Source organism: Providencia sp. PROV129, from assembly GCF_028482245.1.
Classification (GTDB): Bacteria; Pseudomonadota; Gammaproteobacteria; order Enterobacterales; family Enterobacteriaceae; genus Providencia; species Providencia vermicola.
In genome coordinates this window covers 76,640-89,913 of the sequence record NZ_JAMPQD010000008.1, presented here as the reverse complement: position 1 = coordinate 89,913, position 13,274 = coordinate 76,640, and the positions used below count along the sequence as shown (strand labels likewise).

General features: G+C 39.8%; 12 protein-coding genes and 6 tRNA genes. 9 read left to right on the top strand and 9 right to left on the bottom strand.

Translation table 11 applies throughout. The features are described from left to right. Positions 1 to 126 precede the first annotated feature (126 nt). Both PSF27_RS05455 and PSF27_RS05450 read left to right on the top strand, forming a co-directional pair. Positions 127 to 1,311, top strand: coding sequence for a NupC/NupG family nucleoside CNT transporter (locus PSF27_RS05455; RefSeq protein WP_206082429.1), 1,185 nt, complete (start codon positions 127 to 129; stop codon positions 1,309 to 1,311). 65 nt (positions 1,312 to 1,376) lie between these two features. Then, a complete protein-coding gene (locus PSF27_RS05450) occupies positions 1,377 to 1,595 on the top strand; it encodes a DUF3820 family protein (RefSeq protein WP_206082428.1) in 219 nt (72 codons plus the stop codon). Positions 1,596 to 1,600: 5 nt separating this feature from the next. On the opposite strand, the gene PSF27_RS05445 is transcribed toward PSF27_RS05450, so the two are convergent. After that, positions 1,601 to 2,017 (bottom strand): MarR family transcriptional regulator, encoded by a 417-nt coding sequence (locus PSF27_RS05445; protein ID WP_206082427.1) that lies wholly within the window; start codon positions 2,015 to 2,017, stop codon positions 1,601 to 1,603. Between the two features lie 121 nt (positions 2,018 to 2,138). Here PSF27_RS05445 and PSF27_RS05440 point away from each other — a divergent pair, with 121 nt between their 5' ends. Next, positions 2,139 to 2,891, top strand: coding sequence for an SDR family NAD(P)-dependent oxidoreductase (locus PSF27_RS05440; protein ID WP_272681042.1), 753 nt, complete (start codon positions 2,139 to 2,141; stop codon positions 2,889 to 2,891). 56 nt (positions 2,892 to 2,947) lie between these two features. On the opposite strand, the gene PSF27_RS05435 is transcribed toward PSF27_RS05440, so the two are convergent. Together PSF27_RS05435 and PSF27_RS05430 are read right to left on the bottom strand one after the other, a co-directional pair. Continuing rightward, positions 2,948 to 3,985, bottom strand: coding sequence for an LLM class oxidoreductase (locus PSF27_RS05435; RefSeq protein ID WP_272681041.1), 1,038 nt, complete (start codon positions 3,983 to 3,985; stop codon positions 2,948 to 2,950). 14 nt (positions 3,986 to 3,999) lie between these two features. After that, on the bottom strand, positions 4,000 to 4,623 hold the full coding sequence (locus PSF27_RS05430; protein ID WP_272681040.1) for a glutathione S-transferase family protein: 624 nt from the start codon (positions 4,621 to 4,623) through the stop codon (positions 4,000 to 4,002). 113 nt (positions 4,624 to 4,736) lie between these two features. Here PSF27_RS05430 and PSF27_RS05425 point away from each other — a divergent pair, with 113 nt between their 5' ends. Then, a complete protein-coding gene (locus PSF27_RS05425; protein WP_272681039.1) occupies positions 4,737 to 5,636 on the top strand; it encodes a LysR substrate-binding domain-containing protein in 900 nt (299 codons plus the stop codon). Here the strand turns inward: PSF27_RS05425 and PSF27_RS05420 are convergent. The 3 genes from PSF27_RS05420 to gltX form a co-directional block, all read right to left on the bottom strand. Next, positions 5,637 to 5,712, bottom strand: a tRNA-Ala gene (locus tag PSF27_RS05420). A gap of 46 nt (positions 5,713 to 5,758) precedes the next feature. After that, positions 5,759 to 5,834, bottom strand: a tRNA-Ala gene (locus tag PSF27_RS05415). A gap of 172 nt (positions 5,835 to 6,006) precedes the next feature. Next, positions 6,007 to 7,428, bottom strand: a complete 1,422-nt coding sequence (gltX, locus tag PSF27_RS05410) for a glutamate--tRNA ligase (RefSeq protein ID WP_272539205.1) — start codon at positions 7,426 to 7,428, stop codon at positions 6,007 to 6,009. Positions 7,429 to 7,865: 437 nt separating this feature from the next. Between gltX and PSF27_RS05405 the strand changes: the two genes are divergently transcribed. The 5 genes from PSF27_RS05405 to PSF27_RS05385 all read left to right on the top strand — a co-directional run bounded on the left by PSF27_RS05405 (position 7,866) and on the right by PSF27_RS05385 (position 9,791). Next, positions 7,866 to 7,941, top strand: a tRNA-Val gene (locus tag PSF27_RS05405). Positions 7,942 to 7,967: 26 nt separating this feature from the next. Continuing rightward, a tRNA-Val gene (locus tag PSF27_RS05400) sits at positions 7,968 to 8,043 on the top strand. 31 nt (positions 8,044 to 8,074) lie between these two features. Then, positions 8,075 to 8,150: transfer RNA gene (locus PSF27_RS05395), tRNA-Val, on the top strand. A 37-nt stretch (positions 8,151 to 8,187) separates the two neighbouring features. Continuing rightward, positions 8,188 to 8,263: transfer RNA gene (locus tag PSF27_RS05390), tRNA-Lys, on the top strand. 1,234 nt (positions 8,264 to 9,497) lie between these two features. Beyond that, positions 9,498 to 9,791 carry a helix-turn-helix domain-containing protein gene (locus PSF27_RS05385; protein WP_206082424.1) on the top strand — a complete coding sequence of 98 codons (294 nt, stop codon included), beginning with the start codon at positions 9,498 to 9,500 and terminating at the stop codon, positions 9,789 to 9,791. A gap of 339 nt (positions 9,792 to 10,130) precedes the next feature. Here the strand turns inward: PSF27_RS05385 and PSF27_RS05380 are convergent, their stop codons facing one another. The 3 genes from PSF27_RS05380 to PSF27_RS05370 are packed head-to-tail and all read right to left on the bottom strand — an operon-like array spanning position 10,131 to position 13,273. Next, positions 10,131 to 10,799, bottom strand: a complete 669-nt coding sequence (locus PSF27_RS05380) for a methionine ABC transporter permease (protein WP_206082423.1) — start codon at positions 10,797 to 10,799, stop codon at positions 10,131 to 10,133. Continuing rightward, the gene (locus PSF27_RS05375; protein WP_206082422.1) at positions 10,796 to 11,809 is read right to left on the bottom strand and encodes a methionine ABC transporter ATP-binding protein; all 1,014 of its coding nucleotides are present in this window, start codon (positions 11,807 to 11,809) and stop codon (positions 10,796 to 10,798) included. The genes PSF27_RS05380 and PSF27_RS05375 overlap by 4 nt, the downstream gene beginning before the upstream one ends. A 3-nt stretch (positions 11,810 to 11,812) precedes the next feature. Next, positions 11,813 to 13,273 (bottom strand): flavin-containing monooxygenase, encoded by a 1,461-nt coding sequence (locus PSF27_RS05370; RefSeq protein WP_272681038.1) that lies wholly within the window; start codon positions 13,271 to 13,273, stop codon positions 11,813 to 11,815. Position 13,274 lies beyond the last annotated feature (1 nt).

Sequence of the window (13,274 nt, the reverse complement as noted above, 5' to 3'; positions counted from 1 at the left end):
CTCTTCTTCTTTCTGCAAAATACACCCACTCTGTTTTCATATTAATGTGATGTCTGTCTCATTTAAATGTTGTCTATTACATAGAATATGCACATAGACTGATTCTTAAATTTGTTGGAGTCGCATATGACCTCGATCCTGCATTTCGTTTTATCTTTAGTAGTAATCGCCGCTCTTGCTATTTTAGCAAGTAGTAACCGTAAGGGGATCCGTCCTCGTTATGTTGTTCAACTACTTGTTATCCAAATTGCATTAGCATATCTGTTCTTAAAATCGAATATCGGTGAATCTTTTGTTCTCGGTGTGGCGGGGGTGTTTACTCACTTACTCGGTTACGCAGCAGAAGGGACAAAATTTATCTTTGGTGGCATGATTGAAGGGAATTTAGCGTTCTTCTTCTTACAAGTTCTGTGCCCAATCATCTTTATTTCTGCGTTAATTGGTATTTTACAGCACGTTAAAATTCTACCGATCGTTATTCGTATCATCGGTACGGTGTTATCTAAAGTTAACGGAATGGGTAAACTGGAATCATTCAACGCAGTAAGTTCATTGCTGCTAGGTCAGTCTGAAAACTTTATCGCTTATAAAGACCAGCTTAACCGCATGTCTGATCGCAGAATGTACACCATGGCAGCGACAGCTATGTCGACTGTTTCCATGTCAATCGTGGGGGCATATATGACGATGCTGGAACCGCGTTTTGTGGTTGCAGCATTAGTTCTGAATATGTTTGGTACTTTCGTGGTGCTGTCTTTAATCAACCCGTACCCACCAGAAGGTGAAGAAGACATTCAAATGAGCAACCTGCATGAAGGCCAAAGCTTCTTTGAAATGTTAGGTGAATATATTCTTGCAGGGTTTAAAGTTGCGATTATTGTTTCTGCCATGCTGATTGGTTTTATCGCTCTGATTGCCATGATTAACGGTATTTTCTCTGCGATTTTCGGTATCGATTTCCAAACTATGTTGGGCTATGTATTTTATCCATTTGCTTGGATCTTAGGTATCCCAGCGGATGAAGCCCTACAAGTGGGTGGGATCATGGCAGTTAAAATGGTAACAAATGAATTCGTTGCAATGGATGGCTTACAAGCTATTGCAAGTGGTTTATCTGAGCGTTCTGTCGGTATCTTATCTGTGTTCTTAGTGTCATTTGCTAACTTCTCTTCAATTGGTATCATCGCTGGTGCTATCAAAGGGTTAGATGAAAAACAAGGTAACACAGTAGCACGTTTCGGCCTGAAATTACTGTACGGTTCAACTTTAGTCAGCTTCTTATCCGCTGCGGTTGTCGGATTAGTATTGTAATTCGCAAAAAAGTGTTAAATTAAGAGCGGCGTTCATTAGGACGCCGTTTTTTTATGGGAGCAAGAATGGAAAAGCAAGATCTTATCGATATGGCAAATACCTATATGCCATTTGGTAAATATAAAGGCTGTATCTTGATTGATTTGCCTGAGGAATACCTTCTTTGGTTTTATAAGAAAGGAGAGTTCCCACCAGGGCGTCTTGGCCAATTAATGGAAATGGCCCTTGGGTTAAAAATTGAAGGGTTAGAAGGGCTTGTAAAGCCATTAAAACGGGCTAAGTGATCAGATCACTCATGCCCTAAAGCGGCAGTAATTTTTTTGCTCAGTTGAATAAAGATATCTTGTTCTTGCTGCGTTAATGCGGCTTTAACTTTTAATGCATTTTCTGCTCGCCCTGTTGCTGCACGCTGTAAAAAATGAGCCCCTTTTTCTGTTAAGTGGGTGATCAATTCCCGCTTATCTTCTTCAGACTGATATTGTTCGACAAACTCAAAAGATTTTAATACCCGCAAAAACTTCGATAAATTTTGCCGTGAAATTCCCAGTGATTGACTTAGCTGGCTTGGTGTTAAGTCACCTTTAAGCCTCAATATCTCCAGTACATCGTATTGTCCCCATGTAATTTGCTCAGGTGTGAAACTGACACGGCGAGCAACAAGTGTGCATTGCAATAATGATAATGCGTCTTCAAGGGTACTAGGCATAAAATTCTTCCTTATTATTCAACAGTTGAAGTATACCTTGGCGCTAGGCAGAAAACGAGGCATTGATTAACCAAAGTTAATCAATTATAGTTAACTAAAGTTAATTATAATTGAGGCGGCTATGCAACAATTCACAAATCAAATCGCATTGGTAACAGGGGCATCTACAGGTGTCGGTTTTGGAATTGCACAAAAACTACACTCATTGGGTGCGACAGTCGTAATGACAGGACGTCATGAAGATGCACTAACGCAGGCAGCCCAGGAAATTACACCAACAGGGGAGCGTATTAGTGTAATAAAAATGGATGTGGCAAGCGCAAAGGATTTTCAATCAACGATTGAGCAGGTAGAAATGAAATATGGTGCACTGCATTTCTTAGTCAACAACGCGGGGGTGACAGGTCCACATGGTGTGAATATCGAAGATTATCCATTAGAAGCATGGCATGAGGTGATTGACACCGATATAACAGGAACATTTCATGGTTTGAAGTACAGTATTCCTGCGATTTTGCGCAGTGGTGGGGGAGCTATCGTGAATTTATCAGCTTGCAATGGGGTAACAGGGATCGCGGGTATAGCACCTTACACCGCAGCAAAGCATGCGGTACTGGGATTAACGCGTTCAGCAGCCTTAGAAAACGCTCAAAAAGGTATCCGTATTAATGCGGTTGGCCCTGGCTATGTAGAAACACCGAATATTGCGATGTTACCGCAGGATACTCAAAATTGGATGGCATCAACGCACCCGATGGGGAGGATGGCAAAAACAGAGGAAATCGCCAATGTAGTGGCTTTTTTATTATCAACAGACAGCAGTTTTATAACGGGGGCGTTTATTCCTATTGATGGTGGTTATACCGCGCAGTGATGCAAAATAATCAAGGTTTGGCGTCAGCCACAAAATGAGGGAAGACGCCAAAATTACTACCAGTCTACGAGCCTGCTTTGCATCCCTTGGTGGCTAGGGAAATGCGGTAAAACCTCTTCAGCCATTTCTTGTAGTACCTCTAAAGCTGGGCGCTCAGAGTATTGAATTCCAATCGCGGCATGGTTAACTCCCGCTGCTTGCCATTCTTCGAGTAGTTGAATCAAACCGTTACGGCCTGTTCGTAGAGTGAATCCTCCTCGTAATGGAGTGCGAGGGAAATCAGGATCATCGACAAGGTCAATCCATTCATTTGTCATATGTGGCCTAAAATCATGTTCAGGGATGAGGGCGCGCCAGGCCGCAATTTTCTCAGCTAAACGAAGAGCGCCTTCTGGATAACTGGTAGCTTCAGGATAGGATAACCAACCATCGGAATAATCAGCAATCCACTGTTTGGATTGGCCTGATCCTCCTGTGACGATTAATGGTATTTGCCCAGTAATTGGTTTCGGGAGTAGCTGCGCTCGATTTAACTCACCTAGTGGGGATTGAATATTCAGTAACCCATCAGCCATTAATTGCCTAAAGTAATCAACAACCTGTGCAAATCTTTTTGCACGTTGCTCATAATTAATACCATAAGCAGGAAACTCAATAGCTCTATCTCCTGAGGCGATACCCATTACTAGCCGGTTACCTGAAAGTTGGTCAATTGTGGTGGCCGCTTTGGCTAAATCAATCGGGTGTCGTAATGAAAAAATCGAGCTTCCTGTAACCAATGCAACATTTTTTGTTCTGGCAGCAATAAAGGACAAATAGGTCAGAGGATCAAATAACTGGCCTGCATCACCAAACAACGGGTCGAATAAGGGAATATCTCGCACCCAAACTGCAGCAAAATTATATTCATCAATCTGTTCGATTAACTTTATTTGCCTCTTTAATATCTGAGCATCTCCTTGATAGAAGCGTAAGGGCAGGAAAATTCCGACAGTAAGTTTGTTAGGAGAAAACATACGACTATAGCCAACATGAGATGCAAAGGACGATGATGGCTGTGCTTTTTGTTTAGGGAAAAATGGAGATGTATTCATGTCATTGTCCAATATTAGGCTTCTGTAGCAGGGGCCGGTAGAGTGACTCCTTTCATGACAGCGGGTCTCAAGGCGACTCGGTCATACCATTTCGTTAAATGTGTGTGTTGGCTAAAATCGAATGCAATAACCTGAGCAATGTGTAACCAGCCGAAATTAGCGATATCTGCGATGGAGTAATCAGAGCCTGCAAGATAAGGTGCATTTTCGAGTTGTTTGTCTAATACCGCGAGTGCCTTGTGGGTCATATTAAAATAGCGTTCCACAATATCTGGTTTTGGTGATTTATCGAAAATAGCGAAGTTTACCCATTGACCTATAATCGGCCCTAAACTGGCAGAATGGAATTGTAGCCATTTAATAGTTTCCCATTTCTGTTTAGGGTCAGCAGGAAGAAGTTGGCCTGTTTTTTCAGCAAGATATAATAAAATTGTGGCTGATTCAAAGAGAGTAATCTCTGTTTGTGGATCATAAATAACAGGAATACGTCCATGAGGATTTAACTGTAAAAAAGCGGGTTGCTGATGGTCACCACGAGAAATTTGTATATGATTAAGGTGGTATGGAAGGTTTAGTTCCTCTAATGCTATTGTTATTTTAAATCCATTTGGTGAGCTATCAGTATAAAGTTCAAGCATAGTTGTATTCGTTTCTCTATATCATTAAGATTGAATTGGTACCTTGATTATTGGTTTTCTACTAAAGAAAATAAAACCATATTAACTCAACATAAATTTAGAAAAACTAAACTATGAATCCAGTTCTCCCATTACTTGCTTTACGAGCTTTCACCGAAGTGGCGAAACATAAAAGTATTAAGCGCGCCGCACACTTTCTTGGTGTCACATCAGGTGCGGTTAGCCAGCAAATTCGTTTATTAGAAGAACGGGTAGGTATGCCATTGTTTGTACGCAGCCATCACAGCATGGAATTAACACATGCAGGGCAGCGTGTTTACCCTGTGTTGTTGCAGGCATTCGAACAAATCGAAGGTTCAATGTATGTGCTAGAAAATATTCGTAAAGAAAAAACGATTAACATCAGTACCGTTCCTTCATTTGCCGCCTCATGGCTCGTACCCCGTTTAGGGCGGTTCACGCAGTCACATCCTGAAATTGAGGTGCATATTGGAGCTTCTTCAACATTAGTTAATTTGCATCAACAGCGGGTCGATATAGCTATTCGCCATGGTTTAGGGCATTACCCAAATTTAGTGAGTGAGCGGTTAATTACCCCTGTTTTATTACCAGTGATGAGTCCAAATTTTCCAATTAATAGTCCGATTATCACCCCAGCAGATTGCCTTAATTATCCACTTTTACAAGATAATGACAGAATGGACTGGTCATTATGGTTAGCTGCACATGGTATTGAACATGGTAAGCAAGCAACACGAGGTAGTGCATTTGATGATGATTATTTATTGATCCGTGCAGCGATTGCAGGGCAAGGTTTAGCCTTAGTTCCAAAAGAGTATGCGATACAGGAAATCGAAGAAGGACGGCTAGTGCAAGTGATTGATAAGCCATGGCCAGCGAGGTTCGCGTATTATTTAGTGATGTTACCGGAATCTATTGAAAAACCAGAAGTTTTAGCATTTTTAAATTGGATTAAATCGGAAGCTAAACAGGCTGAAAGTGTAGAAAGTTAATGGTGGAGCTAAGCGGGATCGAACCGCTGACCTCTTGCATGCCATGCAAGCGCTCTCCCAGCTGAGCTATAGCCCCAAATCGATAGACTTTGTTATTTAGAGCCATCTAACAGGGAATTAGATGGTGGAGCTAAGCGGGATCGAACCGCTGACCTCTTGCATGCCATGCAAGCGCTCTCCCAGCTGAGCTATAGCCCCAATCAAAATCTTTTGGACGGGAGGCATCATATTCAAGCTCGGTAGGAGTGTCAATAAAATAATCGGCTTTTCCGTTTAATTGCTGAAATATAGAGCATTTTGCAATCAACGCAAGGATAGAAATAAGAGAGAAAAAACTGCCCCCAAGAAATGAGGGCAGAAATGGCATAAATTATTGTGCAGAAGCTTCGCGTTCAGCAATAAATGCTAAGGCTTTTTCAATGCGTGCAATAGAACGTGCTTGACCAATGGCGTGGACGGTCACATCGAGGCCTGGGGACTGGCCAGCACCCGTCACAGCAACACGTAACGGCATACCCACTTTACCCATCCCCACGTCTAATTCAGCGGCAGTGGCTTCAATTGCTTGGTGGACATTTTCTGCGGTCCAATCGGTGATTGCGGTTAATTTTTCTTTAACCACTTCTAATGGTTGGCGAGCAACAGGGCGTAGGTGTTTTTTCGCTGCGTCTGCATCGAACTCTTCAAAGTCTTGATAGAAATAATGACAAGATTCAGCCATTTCTTTCAGTGTCTTACAACGTTCGCCAAGTAACTTAATTAGCTCAACTAATTGAGGGCCATTGCGGGTATCAATATGTTGTTGCTCAATATGCCATGCAAGGTACACAGCCACCTCTTCAGCAGGCAATGCATTGATATAATGGTGATTTAGCCATTGCAGTTTTTCAGTGTTAAATGCACTTGCTGATTTGCTGATTGCATCAAGGCTGAAAAATTCTTTCATTTCGTCAACGGTGAAAATTTCTTGGTCACCGTGAGACCAACCTAGACGGACTAAATAGTTCAGTAGCGCTTGTGGCAAATAACCATCATCACGGTATTGCATGACACTTACAGCACCATGGCGTTTAGACAGTTTTTTACCGTCATCACCTAAAATCATGGAAACGTGCGCATACACAGGTACTGGTGCGCCTAGTGCTTTTAGAATGTTGATTTGACGAGGTGTATTGTTGATATGGTCTTCACCGCGGATAACGTGAGTAATTTCCATATCCCAGTCATCAATAACAACACAGAAGTTATAAGTTGGTGAGCCATCAGTGCGACGAATAATTAAATCGTCTAACTCTTGGTTACTAAATTCAATTGGGCCGCGGATTTTATCGTCAAAAATCACAGAACCGTCTTGCGGGTTACGGAAACGAACAACATGCGGTTCATCAGCGGTGTGGTTATGCGCATGGTCGCGGCAGCAACCGTCATAGCGAGGTTTTTCATTGTTCGCCATTTGCTCTTCACGCAGAGCTTCCAAACGTTCTTTTGAGCAGAAACAACGATAAGCGGTGCCAGCTTCTAACATTTGGTCAATCACTGCGTTATAACGATCAAAACGCTTGGTCTGATAATAAGGGCCTTCATCCCAATTTAAATTCAACCAGTTCATACCGTCCATAATGGCATCGATAGCTTCCTGAGTTGAACGTTCTAAGTCGGTATCTTCAATGCGCAGGACAAATTCGCCCTGGTTGTGGCGACTAAATAACCAGGAATAAAGAGCGGTACGCGCACCACCAACGTGTAAATAGCCAGTTGGGCTTGGTGCAAAACGGGTTTTGATTTTACTCATCGAGATTGCCTTAATTGCAAAACATTGTTTTTGAAGTGCTTAAGAGTTCACGGCTGAATAAATAGAAGGCTAATGTATGCAACACATTACAATAGATAATAGTGCCGTATGAAGCTTTAAACGCGTGAAGTCTGTCAGCATTGCTAAAATGTGCCTCTATTCTATCATCCTGTGGTGATTCCTCAATCAAGTTATGAAGATACAAGAAAAGAAAATAGAAAAGTGAGGCAAAAAATGAAATTGAAGCTGAAGTGAAAATTTATTTTCTGTTTATGAAAGAATATAAACGCTAAATTATATAGGTAATTGATTAAAAAGGCAGCTTTTCTGGCGAATATTGAAACATCTTGATTAATTTTGCAACGAACGAAAAAAATCTATCGAAAAAGCGTTGACTCTGAACTCCGTATCCCTATAATGCACCTCCATCGACGACGGGGCGATTAGCTCAGTTGGTAGAGCACCTCCCTTACAAGGAGGGGGTCAGTGGTTCGAGCCCGCTATCGCCCACCACCGTTGACGATGAAAAATAAATGATTGGGCGATTAGCTCAGTTGGTAGAGCACCTCCCTTACAAGGAGGGGGTCAGTGGTTCGAGCCCGCTATCGCCCACCAATCATTTATAATGTGGAACAAGTTATGAAGTGGGCGATTAGCTCAGTTGGTAGAGCATCTCCCTTACAAGGAGGGGGTCAGTGGTTCGAGCCCGCTATCGCCCACCACTTCATTAACTACTCACATTAAAACACAAATCTAGATGGGTCGTTAGCTCAGTCGGTAGAGCAGTTGACTTTTAATCAATTGGTCGCAGGTTCGAATCCTGCACGACCCACCATCTCAAGCCACACATCACAGTATCCAACACGCATTCAAGTCGATATTCAATCGGTTTCCATACCTCGATAAGCTGGTTGCAGGTTCAGGCCGAAGGCTAAATCCGAAGGATTTAAATCCTGCACGACCCACCATCTTAAGCCATCATCTCAGCTTCCAATAGTGTATAACAGAACATAGTGCTTAAAGGTTGAAGGACTATTTCTATATATTTCATGTTCTGAAAGGTCATCTACTCATTGAAAATCAATATAAGCGATACCTTTTCCTGACTGCTGCTATGATTGAGGATATAGGGGGGTTTTTAGTATTGTTATCAATAACTTACAAATAATGAATTATAAAGTAAAGAGAATTACTTTATAACGTTAGATTAGAATGTGTTCATAATAAATATGGATGTTTAACGTTAAAAAGGGTGTTTGAGTATTTTTGGGGCTAAATTTTAATAATTTGTAAATTTTGAGGGTTTAATATCGCCACTTTCATTCGAAGATAAAATTATCAATATTAAAATAAGATAATCTAATAGTATTAGTTTGTCATATTTTTGTGATGTTCATCAAGTAAAGTGAATAATAAACTTCCTTAACGTTATGGTTTTGTTATGTTGAGCACTGTTATTTGGTAAATATTTACCATGCTACTTTAAAAATTTAGCGTTTCATTAATTGTAACAGAATATTCATTCCTATATGTTATTGATATTTAATGTTGCCAAAGGTTTTTAGAGGTAAAACTTATTATTTTTACCATTGTTTACAGATATAAATGATATCTGATTGTTTTTTATTCGTTAAATGATTGTACATTCTTAAAATCATTAATATTGTTACAGTGTTAAATTATTCTATTTATTTCCTTTGTTTTTAGGTGATACATCGGATAAAACTTGTTATTTTAGTGTAATATTCCGTTGTATTCATTGTGATACAAGTAATATGGGTAAGAGTGGGAGTTGCCTTACTAATCATAATAGTATGATATTTATGGGATAATTATTGTTTTTTTATAGGGTAAATGGCTTGTAATATCTCGTTACATAAATGTAACATCATTTTAAGATTAGTTGAAACTAATTAGATTGCTAGTATATCATTCCCATCGATATATGCTGAATCGTCAGCAATACTATCAAAGTTCTACTTATTATATAAAACATAAAAAATAAAAAAATGGCAGCTACTTATCTGCTAATTTTTATTTCATTAATATAAATTGAAGCGAGAATGTTTATGAATACAAAATATCCTGTCGCTTGTGCAGTTGGACAAAAAATTAAAACGCTAAGAAAGGCTCAAGGCTATACTGTGTTTCAGTTAGCTAAAGAGATAGATATTAGTGAACAACAATTATTTCGTTATGAGCGCGGTGTAAATCGTATTGATATTGATTGTTTAGTTCGCGTATTAAAAGTCTTAGGCGTTAATATGGGTGAGTTTTTTAGTGAAGTGCTGCAAGATGATACTCAACCAGAAGAAAGAAGGGATACTAAAGGGATCGATGATTCTATTTATTCTTTAGTATAATATAAATAATTATTTTGTCTCATAATGAAACCTAACTTGATTTTAACTTCTAATTGTTTCAATTAAGGACTTAAATTAAGTTTGATCACCATTTTAAATTCATTAAAAAGAATAAACACATTATTTATCTCTCATACTGTGTAACTTTAAAAATAAAAGCCTGTAATGGGCTTTTATTTTTTTATTATATAAATATACCTGAAACTAACTTTAAATTAAACAGAGATTAATTACAGGATAAATAGTCAAGCTTTAGATTCGCTACTAGGTGAGCTAAATTGAAACCGCGAAAATAGAAAAATAAAGTTGATAACGCAACGCTATCAACTTTAAGAATCATCAATGAAAACGCGCTTTTCTGGCAAGGTAGTCGCCAATAAATTGCATCCCTTGGACAATGATGATTAATGTCACAACAGTAATGGCCATTGCCACATTATCAAAGCGTTGATAGCCATAGTTCAAAGCAAGATCGCCAACACCACCACCGCCTACTGCTCCTGCCATAGCTGTCGCACCGACTAAAGTAATACTTGCTGCAGTCAAACTTAAAATAAGAGAAGATTTAGCTTCTGGTAAAATGAAATGCCAAACAATTTGCCAATTTGTTGCACCCATAGAATCTGCCGCTTCAATGATCCCTGAATGTACGCTTAAAAGAGAATTTTCCACTAAGCGGGCAGTGTAGGGAGCAATAAAAATCACTAATGGCACTATTGCCGCGGTTGTTCCTATCGATGTTCCGACCATAAAACGGGTTAGTGGGATCATCGCCACTAATAAGATAATGAATGGTAAAGAGCGAATGATATTGATAATTGGGTTAACAATTCGGTATATGTATTTGTTTTCCCAAATCCCTTCAGGTCTCGTTATAACGAGTAATATACCCAGTAAAATACCAAACAAGGAACCGAGTACTAAGGCAATACTCACCATGGTGAATGTTTCTGACATAGCGAGTAAAAATTGTTTACTTGTTAAGGCTGTTTCAAATAACTCTGTCATAATGCCCCCTGGCTAACCGCTACGCCACGCAGGCGTAAAAACTGTATAGCTTCTTCAATCTGTGCTTTATCACCCACAATCTGCACAAACATGCTGCCGAGTACTACCCCACTGATTTCTTTCATATTGGCAAAGAGAATATTTATTTTGACGATTTTTTTTAAAATTAGCTCATTAACAACAGGCTCTTGAGCTGATGACCCGAGGAATTCAAGGCGATAAACATCTTGCTGGTGGTCTAAATTGTGCAGCACACGCTCTGGTATTTCTTCATTTAAAACAGTCCCAACAAACTTTTGGGTCGTTGAATGTTTAGGATTTGCAAAAATATCTAATACAGTGCCTTCTTCCACGACTTTACCCGCTTCCATCACCGCAACACGGTTACAGACTTGCTCTATAACTTCCATTTCGTGTGTCACAAGTAAGATGGTAATATTTTGTTCTCGACTGATTTTTTTTAATAGCTGTAAGATAGAGCGTGTCGTTTGCGGGTCAAGGGCAGATGTGGCTTCATCACACAGCAGAATTTGTGGGTTATTGATAAGGGCACGGGCAATACCCACGCGTTGTTTTTGCCCACCAGATAATTGACCTGGATATTGATTTTTTTTATCACTCAGCTCTACATATTCAAGAATGCTATCAACACGTTGACTGATTTCGTTTTTATCAAGTCCTAGCAAGACCAAGGGCATTGCAATATTTTGAGCGACAGTTTTGGTTTCCAGTAAATTAAAATGCTGGAAAATCATTCCTATACTTCTCTTATGGGCCCGAATTTCAGCGGGAGTTTGATGAGCAATATTTTGCCCATCAATAATCACAGCACCACTGGAGGGCTTTTCTAATTGATTGACCAAACGAATAAGTGAGCTTTTTCCTGCTCCGCTATAGCCAATAAATCCAAAGATATCTCCTTTATTGATATGCAAGTTAATATCTTGCAATGCAACTAAAGATTGCCCATCTTTTTCATATACTTTTTGGACATTTTGAAATGTAATCATAGTTTACTCTACATTATCAGTTAGCTGCATACGTTCTGAAGGCAAGGCTGCTGGTTGCCATTCATCACCTAATAATTCAAATTCTTGGCTTGTTTTCACTAATTCGAGGTGTTCTTCTCTATGAGCGAGGTACAATTGAGCGGCAATATGATCAGCTAAACGCTCTGCACCTGTATTGGTACCAGGGATCAAACCAATAACAGGGCCCATGCTAAGTGAAGCACTTAAATTGAAACAATAAAATTGTTTTAACTTTTCAGTGTCAGCCGTTTTTTTGCCTTGTAATTCAAAATGCGAGCCTAAATAAGGGTGTGCGCCGAGTTCACTATTCGCTTCGTTGATTGGTGGAGTATAAACATCAGCCCACGTTTTAATTAGAGGGGTAATTTGGTTAAATGCAGGATGTTTGAACCAATTAATTTTATATCCTGTCGCGAGGATCAAATAATCTAACGTGAATTGTTCAGTTGTCGTCGAAATATGTAGTTTTTTATCTTTTAATTCAATCTGTTTAATTTGAGTATTAAAATTAAAAAAAGCATTTGGATGACAAGAAACTCGTAAAGTACTGCCATGAGGGGCAGGGGTTTTAGCTTCAGCAACATACGCTGAATAATGCCATTTTTGTGCATCTGTAAAATAGGCATAAGCATTAGTAAAACCCGCGCTTCCTGCAACTTTACCTCTGTTTACCCGTGGCATATCTGTGGCACGGATTAAAATTTCCACACTCTTAGCCCCGTTCTCTAAGGCTGTTGCAGAACTATCCATTGCACCTGCGCTATAGCCAACAACACCAATGTCTAACCCTTTAAAGCGGCTGTAATCAGTGCCTGCATACGAATGCTCCCAATAGTTTTGTGGAATATTATCCATAAAACTGGGAATATTCGGTTCACTAAAGGATTCCATACCTGTGGCTAAAATAACATGCTGTGCGATGTAATTTGTTGTTCCTTCAGGTGTTTTAAAAATTAACTTGCTACCATTATCGGTTAAATGTAGGTCAATCAGTTCGTATTGATTAAATACTTTTGGCGCAGTAATCGCTTTAAACCACTGCAAATACTCTCCCCACTGAAGGCGAGGAATTTTATCTAACTCTTCCCATTTTTCATCGCCAAACTGCGCTTTGAACCACGCTTGAAAGGTCAATGAGGGGGAAGCTAAAGCGGGCCCTACAACCTGTTTTGGCGAACGTAGTGTTTCCATGAGAGCAGGTTTTTGCCAAGGCCCTTCACTTCCAGTAATGGCTTTATCAAATACGACGGCATTAATACCACGTAACTTGAGTGCAAATGCAGCCGTGACACCTGACATACCAGCACCAATAATGGCAACGTCAATATGTTGTTTGTTGATATTATTATCTGATAATGCCCATGATGTGATTGGGAGATTAAGATATTGCAAATCTTGTGCAATGTGCGCTTCTAAAGCCGCTAAGCCAATGATCCTATCCATG

Excerpts from the sequence above, each read along its gene's own strand:
- PSF27_RS05455 (WP_206082429.1), top strand. The coding sequence starts at position 127 with ATGACCTCGATCCTGCATTTCGTTTTATCTTTAGTAGTAATCGCCGCT.
- PSF27_RS05450 (WP_206082428.1), top strand. The coding sequence starts at position 1,377 with ATGGAAAAGCAAGATCTTATCGATATGGCAAATACCTATATGCCATTT.
- PSF27_RS05445 (WP_206082427.1), bottom strand. The coding sequence starts at position 2,017 with ATGCCTAGTACCCTTGAAGACGCATTATCATTATTGCAATGCACACTT.
- PSF27_RS05440 (WP_272681042.1), top strand. The coding sequence starts at position 2,139 with ATGCAACAATTCACAAATCAAATCGCATTGGTAACAGGGGCATCTACA.
- PSF27_RS05435 (WP_272681041.1), bottom strand. The coding sequence starts at position 3,985 with ATGAATACATCTCCATTTTTCCCTAAACAAAAAGCACAGCCATCATCG.
- PSF27_RS05430 (WP_272681040.1), bottom strand. The coding sequence starts at position 4,623 with ATGCTTGAACTTTATACTGATAGCTCACCAAATGGATTTAAAATAACA.
- PSF27_RS05425 (WP_272681039.1), top strand. The coding sequence starts at position 4,737 with ATGAATCCAGTTCTCCCATTACTTGCTTTACGAGCTTTCACCGAAGTG.
- gltX (WP_272539205.1), bottom strand. The coding sequence starts at position 7,428 with ATGAGTAAAATCAAAACCCGTTTTGCACCAAGCCCAACTGGCTATTTA.
- PSF27_RS05385 (WP_206082424.1), top strand. The coding sequence starts at position 9,498 with ATGAATACAAAATATCCTGTCGCTTGTGCAGTTGGACAAAAAATTAAA.
- PSF27_RS05380 (WP_206082423.1), bottom strand. The coding sequence starts at position 10,799 with ATGACAGAGTTATTTGAAACAGCCTTAACAAGTAAACAATTTTTACTC.
- PSF27_RS05375 (WP_206082422.1), bottom strand. The coding sequence starts at position 11,809 with ATGATTACATTTCAAAATGTCCAAAAAGTATATGAAAAAGATGGGCAA.
- PSF27_RS05370 (WP_272681038.1), bottom strand. The coding sequence starts at position 13,273 with ATGGATAGGATCATTGGCTTAGCGGCTTTAGAAGCGCACATTGCACAA.